Raw genomic sequence first — 24143 nt, forward strand, 5'->3', positions numbered from 1 at the left:
TCGCCACGCCCTACCACGCGAGCATGATCACCGATACCAGGTCAGAACCCTTACAGGACACGCCCTAGTCGATGCGCAGCACCGCCCACTGGTAGTGGAGGCGGTCGTCGGCGCCCGGCCACGTCGCCCACTGCTCGAGGGTGCCGTGGCGCTGCAGTGCGTCACGGAGCCCGTCGTCGGTGCGGATGCTGAAGAACCGCGGCGGCCCGAACTCGGGCCGCTCGCCCCACCTGCTCTCGCTTCCTTGCCGGTCGCCCCACAGCCCGATCGCGAGGGGCGACCCGGGACGCAGCACGCGCGCGATCTCGGCGAGTGCCGTGTCCAGGTCGTCGTCGGCCACGTGCAGCAGCGTGCTCATCGTCCAGCCGGCATCGAAAGCAGCGGAGGCGAACGGCAGCTCCAGCACCGACGCGACGTGCACGTCGAAACCGAGTGAGCGGCAGACCGCCACGCTGCCCGGCGCGAGGTCGACACCGGTGTAGGTGAGCCCTGCCGTGACGAAGGCGGCTGCGTCGCGGCCCGGACCGGACCCGACCTCCAGCACCGATCGCCGCTCTTCGCGTTCGAGCAGGTCGAGGTAGTCCGTGCGGCGGGCGACGCGCTCGACGGGCAGGTCCCGTTCGAGCCGCGCCCGCACCTCGTTGTCGTAGTAGGTGACCAGGTCGCTCTCCCGTTGAGCTCTCGCCTCCATGCGCGCCATGGTGCCAGCGCACCGGGCCGCAAGCAGGGAGGATCGGGATCGTGGAGGACCGCGCAGCACTCGACGGGCTCGTGAACGACCGGGACGACACCTGATGGAACGCGTTCTTCGCCGACCGTGCGCGCGGCGAAACGCGCCGGCGAACCGTCGAGAACGACGTTGCCATGATCGAAAGGCCCTTTTGATCATGGCAACGTCGTTCTCGACGGGGTTGCGCCGGAGTGCAGCAGCGCCGCACCCAGCGGCGTCTGCTCGTAGAGCACCTCGCGACCGCGGCGCCGGGCCGTGACCAAGCCGGCCTCCCGCAGCACGGTGAGGTGCTGCGAGACGGTGGCAGGCGCCAGCTCCACGCGCCGGGCCAGGCCGGTGGTGGTGCTGGCGGCGGACGTCTCGGCCAGCACCAGCGCGCGCCCGGCGCCGAGGAGCCTGCCGATCGCCGCCGACCGCGCGACGGGCTCCCAGAGCCGCGCCGCACCCAACATCGGATAGGTGAGAACGGGCGTGGCAACGGCCGCATCGTCGGTCGGGCCGATCCCCAGTGCGGGCCAGCCGAAGGCGGTCGGGGCGAGGATCAGCCCGCGGCCGCGCAGGTCGACGGTGCCGCGGCGCAGCCCGGTGAGGCGCAGCGTGCCGTCCTGCCACACCGCTCGGCGGTGGAGGTCGGCGAACAGCCCCGCCAAGCCGCCGTCGGCGAGCCGGCGGGCGCGCGCGGTGATGTCCGCGTCGAGCATGCCGCGCATCCGGTCCCACAGCGGCACGACGAGTGCCTGCCAGGCCCGCCGCTGCTGCTCGACCAGCGTGTCGCGGGCCGCGACCGGGTCGCCCAGGAGCGCGTCGTACAGGTCGGCGTGCACGGTGCGCCGGTCGAGGCGTTGCGCGTGCTCGGCCAGCTCGGCGGCCACGATGTCCGGGGCGGTGGCCTGGACCTGGGCGAGATCGTCCTCGATGGTGGTGAGCGGGCTGGTCGGGCTGGGCCACAGGAAGTCCGGACCGTGGCCGCGCGCCGGCATCGCCGCGCCCAGCAGGCCCAGATCGAGCCCGGCCAGCACGTGCTGGACGTCGCGCAGCCACGGCAGGTACCAGGCGTGCCGGCTCGGGCTCTGCAGCACCAGCAGCGCCGACATCGTCTCCTGCAGCGGCGACACCGCGAACCGGCACCGGCCCTCGTCGCCCGGCCCGAACCGCAACACCAGTGCCACGTCGGCCAGGATCGCACGGACAACGATTCGACACACAGCGAATCCTCAATCCGGGCCCGTCCCGCGGCGCACCCTGTCGTCCGTGATCGAACCCGTTGCCCGGACCCGGCTGCTGCGCGACAACACCGCCTTCCGCGCGCTGTGGGCGTCGCGAGCCGTGTCGTTCGTCGGCGACGGGATCACCACGACGGTGCTCGTCCTGCTGGCCGCCCAGCGGGACGGACCGGCCGGGCTGAGCCTCCTGCTGCTCGCGAACGCGCTTCCCCGCCTCGCCGGACCGCTCGCCGGGGTGCTCGCCGACCGCGTCCCGACCCGCAGGCTGATGATCAGCTGCGAGCTGGGCTCGGCGCTGGTCGTCGCGGTGATCGCGGTCGCGCTGCCACCGCTGCCGGTGCTGCTCGTGCTCGTCGCGATCGCCGGCGCACTGGCCACCGTCCGCGGCCCGGCCGGACGCAGCCTCGTCCCGGTGCTGGTCGAGCCCGCCGACCGGGCACCGGCCAACGCCCTGTTCGGGCTCGCCCTCACGCTGCAGCTCGCCGTCGGGCCCGGTCTGGGCGGCCTCGTCGCGGCGGGCCCCGGTGGGATCCACACCGCGCTGGTGGTGGACGTCGCGACGTTCCTGCTCTCCGCCCTGCTGCTGGCCCGGCTACCGGCGATCACCCCGCCGCGCGACCCGGCGTCCGGGACCGGGATCTGGGCCGACGCGGCCGCCGGACTGCGCTACGTCGCGGCGCACCCGCAGGTCCGGATGCTGGTGCTGAGCCTGTTCGTCCTCGTGGCGTTCGCCGGCATCGAGAACGTCGCACTGGTGTTCCTGACCGGCGACGAGCTCGCCGCCGGGCCGGCAGGCTACGGCCTCGCTGCGAGCGCGTTCGGCGCCGGCATGCTCCTGACGTCGCTCGCGTGCACCCGGCTGGTGCGCGGACGCTCCCCCGTCGCCCTGCTGGGCATCGGCATCGCCGCCACCGGCGTGGGCACCCTGCTGGCCGGGACGGCCCCGGCACTCGCCGTCCTCATCGCCGCGCAGCTGATCTCCGGCGGCGGCAACGCGGCCGAGAACATCGGGTACGACACGGTGGTGCAGAACCTCGTGCCGCGGCCGCTGCTGGGCCGCGTGTTCGGCACGGTCGGGACGGCCGCCCAGCTGGGGGCCGGTCTCGCCTACGCGGCCGGCGGCCTGCTGGTCGGGCTGACCGGCGCCCGCACGACGTACCTCATCGCCGGTGCCGGCACGCTCGCCGTGCTGGCTGCGCTCGTTCCCGTGCTGCGACGGCGGGTGCGGGAGACCTCCGGCGGCTGACTACCGGCCCTCGGCCGGAGCGTCGGTCGGGTACAGCCGCCCCGGCCGGACCGTGCGCTGCGGCTGCGCGACACCGTCGACGTACCAGGCCACCGGATGGCGGGACCCGAGCTCGCCGACGGCGAACCGCGTCACGCTCGCGGCGAGCACCCGCTGGTCACACGACCGGTCTGCCGCGTAGGCACAGGCCTCCCGCTCGGCGCCGAAGACGATCTCGACGGCGCCGGCGTCGTCGGGCCGCGTCGCGTGCACGGCGAAGATCCACTTGGGGGAGCTGCTCACCGGAGTATCCTTTCGGATTTCCGAAAGGAAGGCAACCTACCGTCGATGCCGTGTCGAGCGAGGATCCCGCCGCCGAGCCGACCCCGCCCGCGGACGACATCTCAGCACTGAGCGAAGATCAACTTATCGCAGCCGTCCGCCGTTCGGAAGAGATCCGCAAGACCGGCCGGGAACGCACCGGACGGCTGCTCGCCGAGCTGCACCGGCGCGGGCAGCTGTCCTGGCCCGCCATCAGCCGGGCCACCGGGATCCGCCAGACCACGGCCTACGAGCTCGCGGTCCAGTTCATGCCACCGGATCCCGGCGCGGAGCAGTAGCGTCCGTCGCCCCCGCGCGACCGTGCGTGCCCCGCAGCACCAGCGACACCGGGATCCGCCGCTCGACGGGCGCGCCACCCGGGTCCCGGATGTCGGCCACCAGCAGGTCGACGGCCGCAGCGGCCAGCGCCTCCAGGTCGCAGTGCACCGTGGTGAGGTCCACCAGCGGCCACCCCGCCATCGGGATGTCGTCGAAGCCGATGACGGTCAGGTCTGCGGGCACCGCGATCCCCCGCTCGCGCGCTGCCGAGAGCACGCCGAGCGCGATGACGTCGTTGCCGCAGACCACTGCCGTGGGCAGATCGGGCCGTCCCAGCAGCTCGTGCGCAGCGGCCCGGCCGGGGTCGTGCCCGAACGCCGTGCGGACCGTCGCGTTGCGGCGCAACGCGATCCCGCGGCGCGCGAGCCCGCGTCGCAGCGCCTCGCCGCGCTCCAGGCCGGTGGACGTGGTGACCGGACCCTGGATCGACGCCACCCGCCGGTGTCCGAGGTCGGCCAGCAGCGCGGCGATCGCGGCAGCGCCGCCGCGGTTGTCCACCGAGCAACTGTGCGACTCGGCGCGGTCCAGCACGCGGTTGACCAGCACGTGCGGCACGCCGCGCTCGGACAGGTCGCGCGGCAGCGCGGAGCGCCGCGAGGTGGTGGTCAGGATGACGCCGTCGTAGGAGCCGTCGGCCAGTGCGTCGAGACCGATCGCGCGGTGGTCGGTGTCGGTGACGACGACGGTGCGCAGATCGTGCTCGGCGAGGTGACGGCGCAGCGGCTCGACGAGCTCCGGGTAGTAGGGGTTGGTGAGCTCCTCGGAGACGACCGCGATGCGTCGGGTGCTCCGCATCGACAACGACCGGGCCGCGTCGCTGGGCGTGTACGAGAGCTCGGCAGCGGCCCGCAGTACACGCTCGCGCGTCTCGGGTGACGTGCCAGGCAGGTTGCGCAACGCCCGCGACACCGTCGGCTGCGACACCCCCGCGCGCCGGGCTACGTCGAAGCCGGTGACCTGCTTGACCACAGTTGACAAGTATACGTATGCGATCGAGCGTTCCCGACATGTTCACGTACCTCAAGTCCGCACCGCCCACCGCCGCCGACACGGCGCGACGCTCCGGTGTCCGCACCACCGTCGAGGGCGTCATCGCCGACGTCCGGGCGCGCGGTGACGCCGCCGTGCGGGAGTACTCGGAGAAGTTCGATCGCTGGTCGCCGGAGAGCTTCCGGCTCGATGCGGAGCAGCTCGAGAAGATCGTCGCGACGGTGCCGGAGCAGGCGATCGCCGACATCCGCACGGTCCAGCAGCGGGTCCGGACGTTCGCGCAGCACCAGCGCGACTCGTTGCGCGACTTCGAGGTGGAGACCGAGCCGGGCGTCCTGCTCGGCCAGCGCAACATCCCGGTCGGCTCGGCGGGCGCCTACGTGCCGGGCGGCCGCTACCCGCTCGTCGCCTCGGCCCACATGACGGTGGTCACGGCGAAGGTCGCCGGTGTCGAGCGGGTGACGGCCTGCACGCCCCCGATCCGCGGCGAGATCCCGGCGGCGACGGTCGCGGCGCTGCACCTCGCGGGGGCCGACGAGATCCTGCTGCTCGGCGGCACCCAGGCCGTCGCCGCCATGGCGGTCGGCACCGAGACGATTCCGAAGGTCGACCTGCTCGCCGGTCCGGGCAACGCCTACGTCGCCGAGGCGAAGCGGCAGCTGTTCGGCGAGGTCGGCATCGACCTGTTCGCCGGGCCGACGGAGGTGCTGATCGTCGCCGACGAGCACGCCGACCCGTTCGTCGTGGCCGTGGACCTGCTCAGCCAGGCCGAGCACGGGCCCGACTCCCCCGCGGTGCTGATCACGACGTCCGAACCGCTGGGCCGACGCGTGCTGGCGCTCGTCGACGAGCTGCTGGTGGACATGCCGACGGCCGACTTCGCGGAGCCCGCCTGGCGCGATCACGGCGAGGTCGTGGTGGTCGACGACCTCGCCGCCGCCTACGCGCTCGCCGACGACTACGCGTCGGAGCACGTGCAGATCCTCACCACGCACCCGCGCGAGGCGCTGGAGCGGATGCGCAACTACGGCGCGCTGTTCCTCGGCGAGGGCACGTGCGTCTCCTACGGGGACAAGGTGATCGGCACCAACCACACGCTCCCCACCCGCGGCGCGGCCCGCTACACCGGAGGGCTCTGGGTCGGGAAGTACCTGAAGACGGTGACCTACCAGGAGGTCAGCGACCCGGCCGCGAGCGCCGCGCTGGGCGAGCTGTGCGGCCGCGCCGCGCGCGTCGAGTCCTTCGAGGGGCACGCCCGCTCCGGCGATGTCCGGGCGCACAAGTTCGGCGGCGCCGAGCTGCCATGGGCACCGGTGGCCCGATGAGCCTCACGGGACGAACGGCGCTGGTCACCGGTGCCGGCAACGGCCTGGGCCGGGCGATCGCCGTCGAGTTCGCCGCGCGCGGGGCGCGGGTGGTGCTGAGTGGCCGAAATCGCTCCACGGTGGAGGCAGTGGCCGGTGAGATCGGGACTGCGGCACGCGTTGCCACTGTGGACACCTCCGCGGCGGAGTCGGTCGGGGCACTGGCCGCGGAGCTGGCGGACGAGGAGATCTCGGTGCTGGTCAACAACGCCGGGGTGGCCGGACCGGTCGCACCGCTGACCGACATCGCCGTGGCCGAGTGGGACGACGTCTTCGCCGTCAACGTGCGCGGTGTGTTCCTGATGTGCCGGGCGTTCCTGCCGCCGATGATCGCGCGCGGCGCCGGCGACGTCATCAACGTCGCGTCCGTCAGCGGCAAGCGCCCGCTCGCGCGCCGGACGCCGTACACCGCGTCGAAGATGGCCGTGATCGGGTTGACGACGACGCTGGCGCACGAGGTCGGCCCGCTGGGGGTCGCGGTGAACACGCTGTCACCGGGCCCGGTGGCCGGGCCGCGGATGGCCCGCAACTTCGCGCTGGAGGCGGAGCGGACCGGTACGACGGTCGCCGCGGCCGAGGAGGAGTTCGTGTCCCGATCGGCGCTGCGCCGGATGGTGACCGAACGGGAGGTCGCGCTCGCCGCGGCGGCGATGCTCGCCATGCCCGGACTCTGCGGTGCCGACATCGACCTGTCGGCCGGGATGGTTGCGCGGTAGCGCGCAATCTCGTCGAGGGTGGCCAACGCCGCGACGGAGGACAGCTCGTCCGGCCCGATCGTCTGTCTGGATCACTACCCGACGGGTTCGAGACGAACGACGGCCATCACGAGATCGGTCACAGCGGTCAGGACGTGGCCTGGTCCCGTGGTGTCCTCCATCAGGACGATGGTGCCCGCCCCGACCCGACGCTCCTCCCCGTTGGCGGTGCCGATCGCCTCACCGGACAGGAAGAAGGCGAACTGGCGGGCCGGACTCGGGTGCGCCGGACCCGTCCAGCCCTGGGGAAAGGACAGGAACGTGACGCTGCCCGCGGCCAGGGCCTCGGTCACGAAGACCGGAGGCGCAGGCGGCGCGAAGTCCATGGGCACCGCGGAGTAGTCGAGATCCTCGAGTCGCGTGACGTTGTCCCTGTCCGTGTAGATGCGGAGGTAGCCGACCGACCGCGCGGAGGCCTGCTCTAGCTCCGCATCCTCGCCTCTGTCCATGGCTTCGGATGCTAGTGATCCCCGCCAGGTCGCCCGCCGCCCGATCCCGGCCGGGACTACACGTTGAACCGGAACTCCACCACGTCACCATCGGCCATGATGTAGTCCTTGCCCTCCATCCGCACCTTGCCCGCGGCCTTGGCCGCCGCCATCGACCCAGCGGCGATGAGGTCGTCGTAGGACACGATCTCGGCCTTGATGAAGCCGCGCTCGAAGTCGGTGTGGATCACACCGGCCGCCTGCGGCGCGGTGGCGCCCTGCGGGATCGTCCAGGCCCGGGCCTCCTTCGGCCCCGCGGTCAGGTAGGTCTGCAGGCCGAGGGTGTGGAAGCCGGCGCGCGCGAGCGCGTGCAGGCCGGGCTCGGACTGGCCGATCGACTCGAGCAGCTCGCGGGCCGACTCCTCGTCCAGTTCGAGCAGCTCGGCCTCCACCTTCGCGTCGAGGAACACGACGTCGGCGGGCGCGACGAGCTCGGTGAGCTCCTTGCGGCGGGCCTCGTCGGTGAGGACGCCCTCGTCGGCGTTGAAGACGTAGAGGAACGGCTTCGTGGTGAGCAGCGTCAGCTCGCGCAGCGGCTCGGTGTCGACCTTGGCCGCGAACAGGGTGGTGCCGCCGTTGAGGATCTCGACGGCAGCCTCGGCCGCTTCGAGTACGGGGCGGCGGTCCTTCTGCATCCGCGCTTCCTTGGTGAGGCGCGGGACGGCCTTCTCCAGCGTCTGGAGGTCGGCGAGGATCAGCTCGGTGGAGATCGTCTCGATGTCGGCCGCCGGGTCGACGCGGTTGTCGACGTGCACCACGTCGGGGTCGTCGAACACGCGCACGACCTGGCAGATCGCCTGCGCCTCGCGGATGTTGGCGAGGAACTTGTTGCCCAGTCCCGCGCCCTCCGACGCGCCCTTCACGATCCCCGCGATGTCGACGAACGACACCACGGCCGGCACGATCTTCGCCGAGCCGTGGACCTTCGCGAGCGCGTCGAGGCGCGGATCGGGCAGCGGCACGATCCCGACGTTGGGCTCGATCGTGGCGAACGGGTAGTTCGCGGCCAGTACGTCGTTGCGCGTCAGAGCGTTGAACAGCGTCGACTTGCCGACGTTGGGCAGGCCGACGATCCCGAGGGTGAGTGACACGAGGTACCAGGGTAGTCGGCCGCTACCCCATCGCTTGCAGGTACGCGAGGACGGCCCGCACGCGGCGGTTGTCGTCCTCGGACTGCTGCAGGTCGAGCTTGCCGAAGATGCTGCTGATGTGCTTGCCGACGGCCTTCTCCGTGACGACCATCGCGGCGGCGATCGCGTTGTTGGAGCGGCCCTGCGCGATGAGGTCGAGCACCTCCCGCTCGCGCGGGGTGAGGCGCTCCAGCGGGGCGGTGTGGCGGCCCAGCAGCTGCCCGATCACCTCCGGGTCCATCGCCATGCCGCCCGCCGCGACGCGACGCACCGCGGCCACGAACTCCTCGACGTCGCCGATGCGGTCCTTGAGCAGGTACCCGACACCACCGGACTGATCGGCCAGCAGCTCCCGCGCGTAGAGCTGCTCCACGTACTGCGACAGCACCAGCACCGGCAGGCCCGGGATCTCCTTGCGCGCGGCGATCGCCGCGACCAACCCCTCGTCGGTGAACGTCGGCGGCAGCCGCACGTCGACCACCGCGACGTCCGGTCGGTGCTCGAGCAGTGACGCCCGCAGCATCGGACCGTTGTCGACGGCGTCGACGACGGTGAACCCGTTGGCCGACAGCAGCCGGATCAGGCCGTCGCGGAGGAGGACGTGGTCCTCGGCGAGGACGACGCGAAGGTCAGCTGGCACGGCAACTCCATCGTCGGTTCGGTCGGCCCACCGGGGACACGACGGCTACGGGATCCGCACCGCCACGTCCATCGTCGCCGACGATCATCCCGACGGTGCCGCCGGGACCGGTGCCGGGCGAGCCGGCTCCGGCACGGTGTGCGGCACCACCACGCAGGGCAGCTCCATCGTCAGCTCGGTGGGTCCACCGACGGGCGAGGAGACCCGCAGCGTGCCGTCGAACGCGGCGAGCCTGCGCTCGATGCCGCGCAGCCCCGTGCCACCGCGCGCATCCGCACCGCCCTGGCCGTCGTCGCCGACGACCACGCGCAGCACGCCGTCGATGTACTCGGCCCGCAGCCAGGCCCGCGTCGCATCGGCGTGCTTGCCGATGTTGGCCAGCGCCTCGGCAGCCGCGAAGTAGAGGGCCGACTCGACGGGCGCCTGCGGCCGTCCGGGCAGCTCGACCGCCACGTCCACCGGAACCGGGCAGAGCAGGGCCGCGGCACCGAGACCGCCGGCGAGCCCGCGGTCTGCGAGCACCGGCGGGTGGATGCCGCGCACGAGGTCACGCAGCTCGGCGAGCGCCTTGCCGGCGTCGTCGCGCGCCTCGGTGAGCAGGGCGGCGGCGCCGTCGGGGTCGGTGCGCAGGATCTGTGACGCCAGCCCGAGCGTCATCCGCACGGCCGCGAGCCGTGCCTGCGCACCGTCATGCAGGTCGCGCTCGATCCGGCGCAGCTCGGCCGCCTGGGCGTCGACGGTTGCGGCGCGCGACTCGGTGAGCTGCTCGACCCGCTGTTCGAGTGTTGCCGCCGTCGGCGCCACCACCGTGCGCGCCAGCAGCGCGAAGCCCTGCACCAGCCACGGCACGACGAACCAGATGATCACGAGGATCACCAGCACCGGGATCGTGAGGATCGAGAACGGCTGCTCCGGCGAGATGAAGCCCTCCAGCACCAGCTGCAGGCCCCATGCCACGGCGAGGACGCCGAACCCGAGAGCGCCCTGGGCAACCAGCCAGACCAGGTCGCGGGCGGTCTGCGGATCACGCAGGCCGGCCAGCACGTTGCTCCACGTCCAGGCCGGGTCGCTCGCATACCGGCGGGGCAGCTCGACGCCGAGCACGCGCCCGACCAGGTCGATCAGCGCCCGGATCGCGCCCAGCGCGCCCGCCGCGACGGGGACGCCGAGCCCGAAGAGGGGAAGCAGCACCACACCGGCGACGAGGACGAGCAGCAGCAGGAGCGCGACGGGAGCCGTCAGCGCGACGGCCACGAGCCGCGCCGCGTCGATCAGCCACTCGTGGGGACGCCGGTAGAGGTGCACCGCATCAGTGTGGACGACCGCAACGGCCGTGGCAGTGGGTCTGGCCCTACCCCCGACTCCGGTGAACCCCCCGTCGAGCTGACGGTCCTGACCGATCGTGACCTGCGCCGGAACGCAGCACTGTCATGGTCATGACGACATTGACCGAACACCGCACCTTCCTGCGCAGCGCCCTCAACCGGCCCACCCTCCTCGGGGCACCGGTGCCCACCGGCTCGGTGCTCGCCGCCCAGATCGCCGGTGTCGTGCCCGCCTCCGCGCCGGCGACGGTGGTCGAGCTCGGGGCCGGCACCGGCGCGCTGTCACCCGCGATCGCGGCCCGCCTGGCCCCGGGATCACGCTTCGTGGCCGTCGAGGTCGAACCCGATCTCGTGGCCTACCTGAGAGCGGCGATGCCCTGGCTGGAGGTGCTGCACGGCGACGCCGGTGACATCGGCGCGCTGCTCGCCGACGCCGGGGTCGGCCCGGTGGACGCGGTGGTGTCCTCACTGCCGTGGACGCTGATCACGGCCGCCGAACGTCGCCGCATGCTCGGCGGGATCGCGGCCACGCTCGCCCCCGGCGGGCTCTTCACCACGATCACGACCCTCACCGCCCTGCCGAACCGGGTGCGGCAGTTCCGCAGCGAGCTCGAGGCGACGTTCGACGAGGTCACCGCCACGAAGCCGGTGTGGCGCAACCTGCCGCCCGCGCGCCTGTTCGTCTGCCGGGGTGCCCGGTCATGCTGACCACGATCCTCGACGCCGCGGCCGGCTGGCCCGTCCCGCTCGTGCTCGCCGCGGCTGCGCTGCTGCTGATGGTGGAGAGCGGCACCCTGTTCGGCATGGTGCTGCCGGGCACCACCGTGCTGGTCGCGCTCGGACTCTGGACCCATGTGGCACCCGGTGCGTTGGTGCCCACCGTCGTCGTCGCGGCGACGGCCACCGTCACCGGCGCCCATTTCGGCTGGTGGCGGGCCCGCACCGGCAGCGGCAGGCTGCGCAGCGGTCCGGTGTCGGCCCGGAAATGGCTCTCCGGGCGCGGTCCGGTGGCCACCGCGGGCCTGATCGCGGGCGGGCACTGGGCGTCCGCGGCCCGGCCGATCATGCCGCGGGTGGCGGGCGGCGCCGGCGTCCCGTACCGGGTGGCCGGACCGGTGCTCGCCGTGAGCGGTGCGGCCTGGGCAACCACGCTCGTGCTGCTGAGCAATGCCGTAGGACCCGCTGTGCTCGATCACGCCGGCTGGCTGCCGATCGTGGTGCTGGCCACGGTGATCGGCGCGCTGCTGGTCCGCTCCCGGCGTACGGCAGGATTCCCGACCACCACCGCGGCCGTGTTGAACGTGGCGTAGTCGTCGCGCTGCCGGGATGCACGAGGGCCGTCATGGGGTGGTGAGTGACGCGACCGCAGGGACGGCGCCAACGAATTGGCCACGGCGCCGACGTCACGACATCGGCGCGGTGGCTACGGGATTGGCGCGGTCGGGGCCCAGTGCGACGGCGCCAACGTTTTGGCCACGGCGCCGACGTCACGACATCGGCGCGGTGGCCAACGGGTTGGCGCGGTCTGCCGCGGCGGCGGGGCAGTGGGGACCATCAGCCGCGCGACCGCCGCGCCGAACACTTCGACGAAGTTCCCCCTATCGCATGACCTGGCTAACGCGGTCGCCGACAGGTCGATGGTCCAGGTGGACGTGCTCCCCGATCGACGAGGTGTTGCAAGTGCAGTTCCCGACCCGGCCGTTGCTCGCTCTCGCGGTGATCGGCACGTTCGTCGCCAGTGGCGGCACCGCGCTGACGCTCACCGCCAACGCCGTTCCCGACGAGGTCGGTGTCCCGGAGTTCGCCACGCCGAGCCAGCCGCAGTCGGCGTCCGTTCCGATCGCGTCGACGCCGCCGGTGACCGGGGCCCAGATCGCCGCGCTGGCCATCGCACCCGCCCGGGAACGAGCCGCCGCCATCGCCGCCGAGCAGGCGAAGGCCGCCGCGGCTGCCGCAGCCGCCGCCAAGGCCAGTGCCGATGCGGAGGCCGAGCGGACCGCCGCACGTCCCGAATCACGCAACGACCGGCTCCGCGCCGAGATCAAGCAAGCGTGCGCCATCGGCCTGATCCGTGGCCCGGTGTGCCGGGGCTGAAGGCCCCACACTGGCGTCCGATTTCCGCCAGTGCCCGCGCATCTGCCGTGGCAGAGTCGTTGTTGTGCTACTCGACCAGGACCGCTGCTACAACGCCGTCGCCTCCCGCGACGCACGCTTCGACGGGCACTTCATCACCGCCGTGCGCACCACCGGCATCTACTGCCGGCCCTCGTGCCCGGCCACCACTCCGAAGCGCGCCAACGTCGAGTTCCTGCCGACCGCGGGCGCCGCACAACAGCGCGGCTACCGCGCCTGCCGACGTTGCCTGCCCGACGCCGTGCCGGGTTCACCCGACTGGAACACCCGGGCCGACCTCGCCGCCCGCTCGATGCGCCTCATCTCCGACGGACTCGTCGAGCGGGAGGGCGTCACCGGCCTCGCCCAGCGCCTGGGCTACTCCGAGCGACACCTCAACCGGGTGCTCACCGCGGAACTGGGCGCCGGACCGCTCGCGCTGGCCCGCGCGCACCGCGCCCACACCGCTCGGCTGCTGATCGAGACCACGCCGCTGGGCATGGCCGACATCGCGTTCGCGGCCGGGTTCGCGAGCGTCCGGCAGTTCAACGACACCGTGCGTGAGGTCTACGGGGTGCCGCCGACCACGCTGCGCACGGAGTCCGGGCGCAAGCGCGGTGCCGTGTCGGCCGTCGCAGGCACGCTCGTGCTGCGGCTGCCCTACCGGCCGCCGTTCGACGCCGACGGGTTGCTGGCGTTCTTCGGATCGCACGCGCTCGACGGCGTCGAGTCGATCGGTGACAGCGGGTACCGCCGGACGCTGCGCCTGCCGCACGGCCCGGCCACCGTCGCCATCGCGCTCGGCACCGCAACGCACCACCACGTCACCGCGACGCTGCGGTTGAGCGATCCGCGCGATCTGGGGCCCGCGGTGGCCCGGATCCGCAGGCTGCTCGACCTGGATGCCGACCCGGCCGCCGTCGACGCGCTGCTCGGGGCCGACCCCGCGCTCGCACCCGCCGTCGCGGCCGTGCCCGGGATCCGGCTGCCCGGCACCGTCGACGGCGTCGAGACGGCGCTGCGCACCGTCCTCGGACAGCAGGTGTCGGTGGCCGCCGCGCGCACCACGGTGTCGCGGCTCGCCGCGGCGCTCGGCGAGCGGCTGCCGGCCGCGCTGGCCGGTACCGACGACGACCCCGGTCCGGACCTGCTGTTCCCGACCGCCGAGGCGATCGCCGAGCACGGCCGTGAGGCGCTCACCGGACCGGCGCGCCGGACGGAGACGGTGCTCGCGCTCGCGACCGCGCTGGCCGACGGCAGCCTCGTGCTCGACGTCGGTCGCGACGCCGCCGACCTGCGCGCCGCACTCACCGCACTACCCGGCATCGGGCCCTGGACGGCGGGCTACCTCGCCATGCGCCTGCTCGGCGATCCCGACGAGCTGCTCGCGTCCGACCTCGGTGTCCGGCGCGGGGCCGAGGTACTCCGGCTCCCGTCCGATGCCCCCGCACTCGAAGCACACGCCGACAGCTGGAAGCCGTGGCGGTCCTACGCTGCCACGCACCTGTGGCGCGCCGCGGCCGACGCCGTCACCCCGTCCCGGAGGACCTCATGAGCACCGCAACCTGGGCCACCATCGCCACCCCGATCGCCCCGTTCACCGCCGTCGTCGACGCCGACGGCGCCGTGCTGGCGTCGGGCTGGACCGACTCCCTCGACGACCTGCTGCCCCAGGTGCACCTGTCGCTGCGCCCCACCGAGCTGGTGGAGGGCGACATCGGACCGGTCGCGGACGCGATCGTCCGCTACCACGACGGTGACCTCTCCGCGATCAATGACGTCGCCGTCCGGCAGCGGTCCGGTGAGTTCCTGCAGCACGCCTGGGAGGTGCTGCGCACGGTGCCGGCCGGAGCACCGGTGACCTATGCGGAGTTCGCGGCGAAGTCCGGGCGGCCGGCAGCAGTGCGGGCAGCGGCCTCGGCGTGCGCGCGCAACGCCGCTGCACTGTTCGTGCCGTGTCACCGGGTGCTGCGCACCGGGGGGACGCTGGGCGGCTTCCGCTGGGGCGTGGAGGTCAAGCGCAAGCTGATCGCGCACGAGAGCTGAGCCCCCGGGCCTCGGCGCGTTGCTCACTCACCCGGCGCGGCAGGCCCTCGCGTTGCAGGAAAGCCACTTTGCTGCAACCTCGTTGCGGGAAAGTGGCTTTCCTGCAATGGGGCCACCCGCAGCCCCTGCGCCGAACGGTCGCCCGTTCGGGGCACCCGCAGCTCGACCATTCGTTCGACCGCTCAACGCAATCCCGAACACGATCCGGCGCGCCTGCCCGGGACCGTCGGGGTCGCGTTGCACATTGTTTTGGTGGACACCGCCGCCGTCTCCGTGCTGCTCATCGGCCTGATCGTCGGGTTGGCGCTGGGTGCTGGCGCCGCTTGGGCGCTGGTCACCGCGCGAGCCCGGGCCACCGTCTCCGACGCGGCCCGTGCCGCGGCCGACGCGTCGGCCATGCTGCGCGCCGACGCCGCCGGGCTGCGGGCCGAGCGCGCCGGGCTGCTCGAACGCGTCGAGGACCTCAGCGAGTCCCACGAGCGGGCCGTCGAGCGGTTGCGCCGGGCCGAGTCCGACGCCGCGGGTGCCGTGGCCGCGCTGCAGAGCGAACGCAGCGCGGGCGCGCAGCGCGAGGAGCTGCTGACCAAGCGCGACGTCGAGCTCAAGCAGGCGTTCCAGGCGCTGTCGGCCGACGCGCTGGCCCGCAACAACGAGCAGTTCATGGCGCTCGCGGAGGGCCGCATCAAGGAGGCCACCACCGCGCTGCACGCCAAGGCCGACGGTGACGCGAGCCAGCGGGCGCAGGCCATCGGCAAGCTGCTCGACCCGATGGCCGCCACGCTGCAGCGTGTCGAGGGCCAGCTGCGCACGGTCGAGATGGAGCGCGAGTCGGCCTACGCCGGGTTGAAGGAGCAGGTCCTCGCGATGCGCGCGAGCTCCGATCAGCTGCGCGGCGAGACGAAGCAGCTGGTCAACGCGCTGCGCGCCCCGCAGGTCCGCGGGCGCTGGGGTGAGCTGCAGCTGGAGCGCATCGTGCAGCTCGCGGGCATGGTCGAGCACTGCGACTTCTCCACGCAGGTCGTCGCGCAGGGCGAGGACGGTGGGGTCCGGCCCGACATGGTGGTGCACCTGGCAGGCGGCAAGCAGGTCGTCGTCGACGCGAAGGTGCCCTTTGCCGCGTACCTGGAGGCGGTCGAGAGCCGCGACGCCGCCGTGCATGCCGAGCGGCTCACCGCCCATGCACGGCAGCTGCGCACCCACGTCGACCAGCTCTCGGCGAAGGCCTACTGGGAGTCGTTCCAGCCGTCGCCGGAGTTCGTGGTGCTCTTCGTTCCGGGCGACCCGTTCCTCGAAGCGGCGCTGCAGGCCGACCCGTCGCTGATGGAGCACGCGTTCTCGCACAACGTCGTGATCGCGACGCCCACCACGCTCATCGCGCTGCTGCGCACCGTCGCCTACAGCTGGCGGCAGGAGGCGCTGGCCCGCAACGCCGCGCAGGTCCACCAGCTCGGCAAGGAGCTGCACGGCAGGCTCGCCACCATGGGCACGCACGTGGCGAAGCTCGGGCGCAGCCTCGACACGGCCGTCGACAGCTACAACCGCACCGTCTCCTCGCTCGAGGCGCGGGTGCTCGTCACGGCACGCAAGCTCACCGAGCTGCAGGTGGCCGACGACGACCTGCCCAACCCCGGCCAGGTCGAACGCGCCCCGCGCACGATCTCGGCACCCGAGCTGGTCGCGTCCGCCGCCGATTCCCTGATCGATCTGCACGAGGTCACCCGCAACGACGTCGGGCGTGTCGAGCAGGCCGAGCCCGGACGTGACGGGCCGCGGGCTACCGTGACGAGATGACGTCGCGAGTTGCGAACGGCGGCGGGAGCGGTCGCTGGCCGATGGCTGAGCGGTCGATCCTCTCCACCGTGCTCGGCGTGCCGCCACTGGCCGCTGTCGGCCTGGCCGCCGTGCTCACGGCGCTGGGTGTGTTCGTCGACCTGGCGCGGATCGGCGGTCTCGGCCTGATCTTCACGCTCTGCTACCTGGTGGGCTGCACGCTCGCCGTGGCGTGGGTGCGCCGCCGCAGCCTGTTCGGGCCGATGGTGCAGCCGCCGCTGCTGCTCGTCGTGGCCGTGCCGGCCGTCGTGCTGCTGGCGGGCACCCCGAAGCCGGGCGCCGGCATCGCGGAGCGCGCGATCGTGATCGGCGCGCCGCTGGTCAACGCGTTCCCGACGATGGCGTGGACCACCGCCATCGCCGTCGCCGTCGGCATCGCCCGGATCGGGCTGCAGCGGCCGCTCGACGAGCCGCCCGCGAAGGTCAGCTCCCGGCCACGGGGCTCTGGGTCTGCTTCCGCGGCGGGCGCAGCTCGCGGGGCAGCGAGAACGTCAGCGTCTCCTCGGCGGTCGTGATCTCCTCCACCGACTCCCAGCCGCGCTCGGCGAGGTAGTCGAGCACGCCCCGCACCAGCACCTCGGGCACCGATGCCCCGCTGGTGAGGCCGACGGTCTCCACGCCGGTGAGCCAGGCCTCGTCGATCTCGCGCGAGTAGTCGATGAGGTGCGCGGCGCCGGCGCCCGCCTGCAGCGCCACCTCCACGAGCCGCACCGAGTTGGACGAGTTCTTCGATCCGACGACCAGCACGAGGTCGCACTGCCCGGCCATCGCCTTGACCGCGACCTGCCGGTTCTGGGTGGCGTAGCAGATGTCGTCGCTCGGCGGGTTCTGCAGCGTCGGGAAGCGCTCGCGAAGCGCCCGCACCGTGTCCATCGTCTCGTCGACCGACAGCGTGGTCTGCGAGAGCCAGATCACCTTGTCCGGATCGCGAACCGTGACGCCTGCCACGTCGGCCGCGGTCTCGACGAGCTGGATGTGCTCCGGCGCCTCGCCAGCGGTGCCCTCGACCTCCTCATGGCCGTGGTGGCCGACGAGCAGGATGTCGTAGTCCTCGCGGGCGAACCGCTTGGCTTCGTGGTGCACCTTCGTGACCAGCGGGCACGTCGCGTCGATCGTGCGCAGCTGGCGGTCGTTGGCCTGCTCGCGCACGGCGGGCGACACCCCGTGGGCGGAGAACACCACGATCGCACCCGCCGGCACCTCGGCGGTGTCGTCGACGAAGATCGCGCCGCGCGCCTCCAGCGTCTCCACGACGTGGACGTTGTGCACGATCTGCTTGCGCACGTAGACGGGCGCTCCGTGCTGGTCCAGCGCCTGCTCGACGGCCTCGACCGCCCGGTCAACGCCGGCGCAGTAGCCGCGCGGCTTGGCCAGCAGAACCCGCTTGCTGCTTGATCCGGACATGACCCCAGGGTACGGGCGCGCGGCGGCGGAGGTCTGCCGGACGTGATCGAGGGCGCGCCGGATGGTGTCCCCGGCATCGCAGGATGGTGTCCCCGGCATCGCAGGATGGCCACCATCCAGGCGTTGAACGCTTGGATGGCCACCTTGCTGACGCCTCGGCCGGTGCGCGCCACCCGATCTTCCAGCGGGGTGACATCGCTGACGTTGGACGTCAGCGGTGTCACCCCGCTGGACAACCTGCGCCCCGGGGCTGCCATCACCGCCCCGGCAAGGGAGACTGGAGCCATGAAGCCGCTGCCGCTGCCCGTGCGGATCGCCGCAGGCCTGGTCGCCTCCGCCGTCGAGCAGGCCCGCGACCTGCCCCGGCTCGTCGCCGAGTTCCCGGTCACGGCCGTCAGCCAGGCGCTGCAGGCCTCGATGCGCGTGCAGCAGCGGGTCACCGAACTCGCCATCAAGGGCGACCGCGCGCTGGGCACCCTGCGCCCCGTCGAGGAGAAGCCGAGCTGGGCCACGTTCGACGACGAGGAGGAGCCGCCGTCGCGCAACGGCGCGTCCACCGTCACCGAGCTGCGTCCCCAGCCCGCCCGCGACCCCTTCCCCGAGGCACCGGCCGGCGAGCCCCCCGCCCGCCCGATCCCGGCAGGCGGCCCCGCGGCACTGCCCGAGTACCCGGACATGTCCATCGCGCAGCTGCGCGGGCGCCTGCGCCACCTGAGCCTCGACGACCTGCAGACGCTGCTGGTGTGGGAGACATCCCACGAGGACCGCGCGCCGTTCGTCACGATGCTGACCAACAGGATTGCGACGGTCAGCCAGGAGTGAGCAGCCCGTCCACACCGGAGCAGCCCTGGCCGGTGCGCACGGTGGCGCGCAAGATCGCCGAATGGATCGACCGGCTCGGCGCGGTGTGGGTGGAGGGCCAGCTGGCCCAGGTCACCGCCCGCGCGGGCACCGGCACGGCGTTCCTCGTGCTGCGCGATCCCGCCGCTGACGTGTCACTGCAGCTCACCGCGCCCATCGGGCTCGTCCGTGACGGCGGAGCCGCCGTGGCGGAGGGCAACCGGGTGATCGTGCACGGCAAGCCGTCGTTCTTCTACGGCCGCGGCACGCTGAGCCTGCGCGTCGACGAGATCCGCGCCGTCGGCATCGGTGAGCTGCTGGCCCGCATCGAGCGGCTGCGCAAGCTGCTCGCCGCCGAGGGCCTGTTCGACCCCGCGCTCAAGCGCAGGCCGCCGTTCCTGCCGCACTGCATCGGCCTGATCACCGGGCGCGCCTCGGCCGCCGAGCACGACGTGGTGTCCAACGCCACGGCGCGCTGGCCGTCGGTGCGCTTCCGGATCGAGCACACCGCCACCCAGGGCGCGCTAGCCGTGCCACAGCTGGTCGACGCGCTGGGCGTGCTCGACCGCGACCCGGACGTCGACGTGATCGTGCTGGCCCGTGGCGGCGGCAGCGCCGAGGATCTGCTCCCGTTCTCCGACGAGACGCTGTGCCGGGCCGTCGCGGCCTGCCGCACGCCGGTGGTGTCGGCGATCGGGCACGAGCCCGACACCCCGCTCGTCGACCACGTCGCCGACGTCCGCTGTTCCACCCCCACCGAGGCCGGTCGCCGCCTGGTGCCCGACCTCGCGGAGGAGACCGCGCGCATCGCGACGCTGCGCGACCGGGCCCGTCGCGCGCTGGCCGGCTGGGTGGACCGCGAGCAGCGACTGCTCACGGCGCTGCGGGCGCGGCCGGTGCTCGCCGATCCCCTGCGCATGCTCGACGCGCGTGGCGAGGACGTCACGCGGTTGCGCGAGGCGGCGCGGGCGAGCGTGCTGCGCGGGCTGGACCGCCGCGGCAGCGACCTCGAGCACGTCCGCGCGCGGCTCACCACCCTCGGGCCCGCCGCGACGCTGGCCCGCGGGTACGCCGTGGTGCAGCGGCTGCCCGCCACCGGCGGTGACGCCATCGACCCCGCCGCACCGCTGCCGGTGCTGCGCGCCGTCACCGAGGTCGGCGACGGTGACCGCGTGCGGATCCGTGTCGCCGACGGTGCCGTCACAGCCGTCATCGGCACCGGCGCACCGAAGAAGACACGAGCGAAGAAGGCGAGCACCCCATGACCGACCGCCCGGCCATCGACGGCCTGGGTTACGAGCAGGCCCGCGACGAGCTCGCCGAGGTCGTGCGCGCACTGGAGACGGGCGGCCTCGACCTCGACGCCTCCGTCGCGCTGTGGGAGCGCGGCGAGGCGCTGGCCCGCCGCTGCGACGAGCAGCTCGCCGGGGCGCGCAAGCGCGTCGAACAGGTCCTCGACTCCCCCGCTCCCTGACCGTCGAGAGGTCAGTGAGGGGTGCCGAGGGGTTGGGGCTGCGCGGCCAGTACCGCCGTGGCCACCGTCCGGAACTCGTCGTCCGTGCCGCTGCCCGTGATCACCAGCCGGACCGGGACGGGGCCGGGCACCGTCGCGATCCACACCGGTTCGGTGGCGGGTCGCGCGCCGTAGACCACCCAGGTCTGCCCGCCTGCGTCGACCGTGCCCTGCCCCGCAACGGGCTGCTTGCCCTTCTCCGCCGCGAGCAACGCCTCCTCCGACGCGTCGCTCTGCACGAGCCGGACGTAGGTGCCGCCCGCCGTCACGTAGCCCACGCGGACGGATCGGGCCTGGGTGTCACCGACGACGTCCTGCCCCGTCGAGTTGGATCGCCAGTCGGCGGGGACGGCCGGGATCCGCACCGGGAACGGCACCCGCGTCGCCAGGCCCCGCAGCTCTGCGGGCGCGTCGACGACGGGCAGGCCGCTCCGGTCGACCGTCGGGCCGCCGGGAGCGAACGAGCACGACCGCGACAACCCGCCGGTCACGAGCACGACCAGCAGCAACGCGCCCAGCGCCAGCACCATGTCACGCATGCGCAACGCCGAGCGCGGCGGCTTGGACGGCGGCAGCGGCGTCAGGTCCGGCGGGGGCGGCACCACGGAGCGTTCGGGTTCGGCTGGGCTGCTCACGGAGTCCATCGTCTCAGTACTCATCGGCACCGCGCACGGTGGTGATCTGCGAGGATCAGAACAACCCCCCTGCACACTCCGGGGCGCGCCGATCGACGCCACGCCGAAGGAGGCCATCAATGACGACGCCTGGAACACCCCCGCCCGGCAACGGACCCCGACGCCGGGAAGCCCCGGATCGCAACCTGGCAATGGAGCTGGTCCGGGTCACCGAGGCCGCCGCGATGGCGGCCGGTCGCTGGGTCGGCCGCGGCGACAAGAACGGCGGCGACGGCGCGGCCGTCGACGCCATGCGCCAGCTCATCGGCACCGTCTCGATGCGCGGTGTCGTGGTCATCGGCGAGGGCGAGAAGGACGAGGCGCCCATGCTGTTCAACGGCGAGGAGGTGGGCAACGGCGAGGGCCCCTGGTGCGACGTCGCGGTCGACCCGATCGACGGCACCACCCTGATGGCCAAGGGCATGCCCAACTCCGTCGCCGTGCTCGCCGTGGCCGAGCGGGGCGCGATGTTCGACCCCTCCGCCGTGTTCTACATGGAGAAGCTGGCCGTCGGGCCCGAGGCCGCTGACGTCATCGACCTCACCGCTCCCGTCGCCGAGAACATCCGCCGCGTCGCTGGAGCCAAGGGCATCGGCATCGCCGACGTCACGGTCTGCGTGCTCGACCGGCCGCGGCACGAGTCGCTGATCAAGGAGATCCGGCTCACCGGCGCCCGCATCCACTTCCTCTCCGACGGCGACGTCGCGGGCGCGATCTCGGCGGCCCGCCCGAACACCGGCGTCGACATGCTCTACGGCATCGGCGGCACACCCGAGGGCATCATCACCGCCGCGGCACTCAAGTGCATGGGCGGCGCGATGCAGGGGCGGCTCTGGCCCCGCGACGACGAGGAGCGCGCCAAGGCCATCGACGCCGGCCACGACCTGGACCGCGTCCTCACTGCCGACGAGCTGGTACGCGGCGACAACGTCTTCTTCTGCGCCACCGGCATCACCGACGGCGACCTGCTGCGCGGTGTGCACTACCGCGCGGGCGGCGCCACCACGCAGTCGATCGTGATGCGGTCCAAGTCCGGCACCGTCCGCATGATCGACGGCTACCACCGACTCACGAAGCTGCGCGAGTACTCCTCGGTCGACTTCGACCTCTCCGACGAGCAGATCGCCGCCGAGGAGAACTCGGCTCCTCCGCTCCCCTAGCCGCCGCACTGGTGACCGCCCTCTCGCTGTCCGTGATCGAATCGTGAGACCCGGGTCACCCCTTCGGTCTTGATCGGGACGGCGAGAGCGCGGATCCTCAGATGATCCGCACTGACCGGCGCCGACCGGTCACGGCGGGTCAGCGACACCCGGGGGTCGTCATGCGCGCTTTGCGTACAGTCGTTCTCGCTGTGATCGTGCTGGCTGCGGGCCTGCTCAGCGGGTCCGCCGCGGGCGCGGTGCCCACCACCCGGGCGTTGCTGACGGCCACCGTCGCCGCGTTGCCGGCGCTGGGTCCGCCGCCCGCGGTGTCCGTGCCCACCTGGGCGGCACCGGCCGACCGACCCGCGGCGCCACAACCCGTTGCGGCACCACAACCCGCAGCAGCGCAACCAGCGGCGCCGCAACCAGCGGCGCCGAAGGCCGCCGCGCCCAAGCCGGCCCCGGCCGCCTCGCCGCCGGCTGCCTCCAAGCCCGCTGCACCGCAGCTCGTCCCGGGCACGCCGTGCCTGTCCACCGCGCGCGCCTGCGTGAGCCTGTCGCGCAACCAGGCGTGGCTGATCAAGGGTGGCGCGGTGGCGTACGGCCCGGTGCCGATCACGCACGGCCGCTCCGGCTGGACCACACCGCCGGGCACGTTCCGCGTCACGATCAAGAACCGCTACCAGGTCAGCTCGCTGTTCAACGACGCGCCGATGCCGTACTCGGTGTTCTTCAACGGGGGCATCGCGTTCCACGAGGGCAGCCTGAGCGTGCTGTCGCACGGCTGCATCCACCTCTCCCGCGCCGCCGCGCAGACGTTCTTCTCGACGCTGGCGACGGGTGACGTCGTGCAGGTCGCCCGCTGATCCTCACCGACGGCGGGCCCGGTAGACATCCCTGGCAGCGAGGCCGATCGCCACCTCGTCGAGCAGCGGCTGGAAGAACGCGCGCCGGTAGCGCTCGTCGGTGGTGGTCGACGCGGTGAAGTAGAGGCCGGCGAACGCGGCGAGGAAGACCGAGACCTGGATGAGCGCGTTGCTCATCGGCAGCGGCACGCCGAACAGCGTGCCGGGCGTCAGCGGCTCGCTGCCCAGGTAGGTGGCCTGCACGGCCGGGGTGACCATGAGCGTGCCGAACACCACGAAGAACACGAACACGAGCACCGAGAACGCCACGATCTGGACGGCCTGGGCCAGCACGAGCACCAGCACGACGTTGACGTGCTCGGCGCGGGAGAGCGGGGCCCGTTCCCCCGTCGGCGCCTCCCCGGCCAGCGGGGTGTCGCGCAGGGCGGCGTCCGGCACGGCGGTGCCGCGCAACGCCGGCAGCTCGTCGGAGAACGTGGCCACGATGAAGGCGATCGCGACCAGCGACAGGAACCCGACCACGATCCACAGCTGGGCCCGGCTCAGCCCGTTGGCGGCCTGCCACAGCTCGCCGGTGAAGAAGCTGAACATCACCACGAGCAGCAGCAGCGGCAGCGCCCGCGACGCCATCGTCCCGATGCTGCCCAGCTGTCGCAGGGACTTGCGGGCCGCCCACAGCACGATCGAGCCGGCACCGATCCGGACCAGCAGGATCAGCACCACCAGCTCCGCGGCCGCAGTGAGCACCCCGAGCCAGTACGGGTAGACCCCCATCGCGCTCGCGAGCGCCGGCACCCCGAACACCGAGACGACGGCGACGCCGCCGCCCACCGCGAGCTGCGACCGGTTCGACAGGCGGTCCATCGCCTTGCCCGTCCACCAGCCCGCGGTGATCGGCAGGCCGGCGAGCACGGCGAGCGCGAGCACCGCGACCACCACCGCGAGCACGAGGATGCCCGCCGGGAGTGCGGCGTCGAGCGGCTCGTCGGGGCCGCCGTCCAGCGCGATGCGGATCTCCACGAAGACCACCAGGACCGTGAGGACGATCAGCACCACCTGCGCGGGCACCGAGCGCTGCAGCAACCTGCTGGCCTGCGCGGACCGATCGATGACGAGCGGCAGCCCCCGCCGCCGGAACCACAGCTCCGCCGCGTCGCGCTGCTCGTCGCTCATCATGACGGGCAGT

27 protein-coding genes are annotated in these 24143 nt (G+C 73.0%); 16 read left to right on the plus strand and 11 right to left on the minus strand.

Features of this window, described 5'->3' with window-relative positions:
- Positions 1-64 precede the first annotated feature (64 nt).
- Both ACFPFQ_RS26075 and ACFPFQ_RS26080 read right to left on the minus strand, forming a co-directional pair.
- On the minus strand, positions 65-691 hold the full coding sequence (locus ACFPFQ_RS26075; protein WP_379623301.1) for a class I SAM-dependent methyltransferase: 627 nt from the start codon (positions 689-691) through the stop codon (positions 65-67).
- Between the two features lie 194 nt (positions 692-885).
- Positions 886-1935: an ArsR/SmtB family transcription factor gene (locus ACFPFQ_RS26080; RefSeq protein ID WP_379623303.1), complete on the minus strand. Its 1050-nt coding sequence runs from the start codon at positions 1933-1935 to the stop codon at positions 886-888.
- A gap of 46 nt (positions 1936-1981) precedes the next feature.
- Here ACFPFQ_RS26080 and ACFPFQ_RS26085 point away from each other — a divergent pair, with 46 nt between their 5' ends.
- On the plus strand, positions 1982-3199 hold the full coding sequence (locus tag ACFPFQ_RS26085; RefSeq protein WP_379623305.1) for an MFS transporter: 1218 nt from the start codon (positions 1982-1984) through the stop codon (positions 3197-3199).
- On the opposite strand, the gene ACFPFQ_RS26090 is transcribed toward ACFPFQ_RS26085, so the two are convergent.
- The gene (locus ACFPFQ_RS26090) at positions 3200-3481 is read right to left on the minus strand and encodes a hypothetical protein (RefSeq protein ID WP_379623307.1); all 282 of its coding nucleotides are present in this window, start codon (positions 3479-3481) and stop codon (positions 3200-3202) included. It abuts the gene before it with no gap.
- A 50-nt stretch (positions 3482-3531) separates the two neighbouring features.
- Between ACFPFQ_RS26090 and ACFPFQ_RS26095 the strand changes: the two genes are divergently transcribed.
- Positions 3532-3798, plus strand: a complete 267-nt coding sequence (locus tag ACFPFQ_RS26095; protein WP_379623309.1) for a hypothetical protein — start codon at positions 3532-3534, stop codon at positions 3796-3798.
- Here ACFPFQ_RS26095 and ACFPFQ_RS26100 read toward each other — a convergent pair.
- Positions 3767-4807, minus strand: coding sequence for a LacI family DNA-binding transcriptional regulator (locus tag ACFPFQ_RS26100; RefSeq protein ID WP_379623311.1), 1041 nt, complete (start codon positions 4805-4807; stop codon positions 3767-3769). The two genes, ACFPFQ_RS26095 and ACFPFQ_RS26100, sit on opposite strands and share 32 nt — an antisense overlap.
- 38 nt (positions 4808-4845) lie before the next feature.
- Between ACFPFQ_RS26100 and hisD the strand changes: the two genes are divergently transcribed.
- Positions 4846-6153, plus strand: a complete 1308-nt coding sequence (gene hisD, locus ACFPFQ_RS26105; protein ID WP_379623313.1) for a histidinol dehydrogenase — start codon at positions 4846-4848, stop codon at positions 6151-6153.
- Positions 6150-6908 (plus strand): SDR family NAD(P)-dependent oxidoreductase, encoded by a 759-nt coding sequence (locus tag ACFPFQ_RS26110; protein WP_379623315.1) that lies wholly within the window; start codon positions 6150-6152, stop codon positions 6906-6908. The genes hisD and ACFPFQ_RS26110 overlap by 4 nt, the downstream gene beginning before the upstream one ends.
- 74 nt (positions 6909-6982) lie before the next feature.
- Here the strand turns inward: ACFPFQ_RS26110 and ACFPFQ_RS26115 are convergent, their stop codons facing one another.
- The 4 genes from ACFPFQ_RS26115 to ACFPFQ_RS26130 all read right to left on the minus strand — a co-directional run bounded on the left by ACFPFQ_RS26115 (position 6983) and on the right by ACFPFQ_RS26130 (position 10510).
- Positions 6983-7396: a hypothetical protein gene (locus tag ACFPFQ_RS26115; protein ID WP_379623317.1), complete on the minus strand. Its 414-nt coding sequence runs from the start codon at positions 7394-7396 to the stop codon at positions 6983-6985.
- 56 nt (positions 7397-7452) lie between these two features.
- Positions 7453-8526 carry a redox-regulated ATPase YchF gene (gene ychF / locus ACFPFQ_RS26120; protein WP_379623319.1) on the minus strand — a complete coding sequence of 358 codons (1074 nt, stop codon included), beginning with the start codon at positions 8524-8526 and terminating at the stop codon, positions 7453-7455.
- A gap of 22 nt (positions 8527-8548) precedes the next feature.
- Entirely contained in the window at positions 8549-9205 is a 657-nt protein-coding gene (locus ACFPFQ_RS26125) for a LuxR C-terminal-related transcriptional regulator (RefSeq protein ID WP_379623321.1), read from the minus strand.
- Between the two features lie 84 nt (positions 9206-9289).
- Positions 9290-10510 carry a sensor histidine kinase gene (locus tag ACFPFQ_RS26130; protein ID WP_379623323.1) on the minus strand — a complete coding sequence of 407 codons (1221 nt, stop codon included), beginning with the start codon at positions 10508-10510 and terminating at the stop codon, positions 9290-9292.
- A 131-nt stretch (positions 10511-10641) separates the two neighbouring features.
- Between ACFPFQ_RS26130 and ACFPFQ_RS26135 the strand changes: the two genes are divergently transcribed.
- From ACFPFQ_RS26135 to ACFPFQ_RS26165, 7 genes are all read left to right on the plus strand, one after another.
- Complete coding sequence (locus ACFPFQ_RS26135) at positions 10642-11238, plus strand: class I SAM-dependent methyltransferase (protein ID WP_379623325.1); 597 nt, start codon at positions 10642-10644, stop codon at positions 11236-11238.
- Positions 11232-11840, plus strand: a complete 609-nt coding sequence (locus ACFPFQ_RS26140) for a hypothetical protein (protein ID WP_379623327.1) — start codon at positions 11232-11234, stop codon at positions 11838-11840. Before ACFPFQ_RS26135 ends, ACFPFQ_RS26140 begins: the two co-directional genes overlap by 7 nt.
- 370 nt (positions 11841-12210) lie before the next feature.
- Positions 12211-12624, plus strand: a complete 414-nt coding sequence (locus tag ACFPFQ_RS26145) for a hypothetical protein (protein WP_379623329.1) — start codon at positions 12211-12213, stop codon at positions 12622-12624.
- A gap of 64 nt (positions 12625-12688) precedes the next feature.
- A complete protein-coding gene (locus ACFPFQ_RS26150; RefSeq protein WP_379623331.1) occupies positions 12689-14197 on the plus strand; it encodes an AlkA N-terminal domain-containing protein in 1509 nt (502 codons plus the stop codon).
- Positions 14194-14688 (plus strand): methylated-DNA--[protein]-cysteine S-methyltransferase, encoded by a 495-nt coding sequence (locus ACFPFQ_RS26155; RefSeq protein WP_379623333.1) that lies wholly within the window; start codon positions 14194-14196, stop codon positions 14686-14688. The genes ACFPFQ_RS26150 and ACFPFQ_RS26155 overlap by 4 nt, the downstream gene beginning before the upstream one ends.
- A gap of 252 nt (positions 14689-14940) precedes the next feature.
- Positions 14941-16479, plus strand: a complete 1539-nt coding sequence (rmuC, locus tag ACFPFQ_RS26160) for a DNA recombination protein RmuC (protein WP_379623335.1) — start codon at positions 14941-14943, stop codon at positions 16477-16479.
- Complete coding sequence (locus tag ACFPFQ_RS26165; RefSeq protein ID WP_379623337.1) at positions 16476-17033, plus strand: DUF6542 domain-containing protein; 558 nt, start codon at positions 16476-16478, stop codon at positions 17031-17033. Before rmuC ends, ACFPFQ_RS26165 begins: the two co-directional genes overlap by 4 nt.
- Here ACFPFQ_RS26165 and ACFPFQ_RS26170 read toward each other — a convergent pair.
- The gene (locus ACFPFQ_RS26170) at positions 16942-17922 is read right to left on the minus strand and encodes a 4-hydroxy-3-methylbut-2-enyl diphosphate reductase (RefSeq protein WP_379623339.1); all 981 of its coding nucleotides are present in this window, start codon (positions 17920-17922) and stop codon (positions 16942-16944) included. The two genes, ACFPFQ_RS26165 and ACFPFQ_RS26170, sit on opposite strands and share 92 nt — an antisense overlap.
- 189 nt (positions 17923-18111) lie before the next feature.
- Between ACFPFQ_RS26170 and ACFPFQ_RS26175 the strand changes: the two genes are divergently transcribed.
- The 3 genes from ACFPFQ_RS26175 to ACFPFQ_RS26185 are packed head-to-tail and all read left to right on the plus strand — an operon-like array spanning position 18112 to position 20236.
- Positions 18112-18744, plus strand: coding sequence for a lipid droplet-associated protein (locus ACFPFQ_RS26175; protein WP_379623341.1), 633 nt, complete (start codon positions 18112-18114; stop codon positions 18742-18744).
- A complete protein-coding gene (gene xseA, locus ACFPFQ_RS26180; protein WP_379623343.1) occupies positions 18741-20027 on the plus strand; it encodes an exodeoxyribonuclease VII large subunit in 1287 nt (428 codons plus the stop codon). The genes ACFPFQ_RS26175 and xseA overlap by 4 nt, the downstream gene beginning before the upstream one ends.
- On the plus strand, positions 20024-20236 hold the full coding sequence (locus ACFPFQ_RS26185; protein WP_379623345.1) for an exodeoxyribonuclease VII small subunit: 213 nt from the start codon (positions 20024-20026) through the stop codon (positions 20234-20236). Before xseA ends, ACFPFQ_RS26185 begins: the two co-directional genes overlap by 4 nt.
- Positions 20237-20247: 11 nt before the next feature.
- Here ACFPFQ_RS26185 and ACFPFQ_RS26190 read toward each other — a convergent pair whose 3' ends face one another.
- The gene (locus tag ACFPFQ_RS26190) at positions 20248-20910 is read right to left on the minus strand and encodes a DUF4245 domain-containing protein (protein WP_379623347.1); all 663 of its coding nucleotides are present in this window, start codon (positions 20908-20910) and stop codon (positions 20248-20250) included.
- A gap of 119 nt (positions 20911-21029) precedes the next feature.
- On the opposite strand from ACFPFQ_RS26190, the gene glpX reads away from it, so the two are divergent.
- Complete coding sequence (gene glpX, locus ACFPFQ_RS26195; protein ID WP_379623349.1) at positions 21030-22109, plus strand: class II fructose-bisphosphatase; 1080 nt, start codon at positions 21030-21032, stop codon at positions 22107-22109.
- A 191-nt stretch (positions 22110-22300) separates the two neighbouring features.
- On the plus strand, positions 22301-22957 hold the full coding sequence (locus tag ACFPFQ_RS26200; protein WP_379623351.1) for a L,D-transpeptidase: 657 nt from the start codon (positions 22301-22303) through the stop codon (positions 22955-22957).
- Between the two features lie 3 nt (positions 22958-22960).
- Here the strand turns inward: ACFPFQ_RS26200 and ACFPFQ_RS26205 are convergent, their stop codons facing one another.
- The gene (locus tag ACFPFQ_RS26205) at positions 22961-24133 is read right to left on the minus strand and encodes a hypothetical protein (protein ID WP_379623353.1); all 1173 of its coding nucleotides are present in this window, start codon (positions 24131-24133) and stop codon (positions 22961-22963) included.
- Positions 24134-24143 lie beyond the last annotated feature (10 nt).

It is taken from the genome of Pseudonocardia sp. GCM10023141, assembly GCF_042653605.1.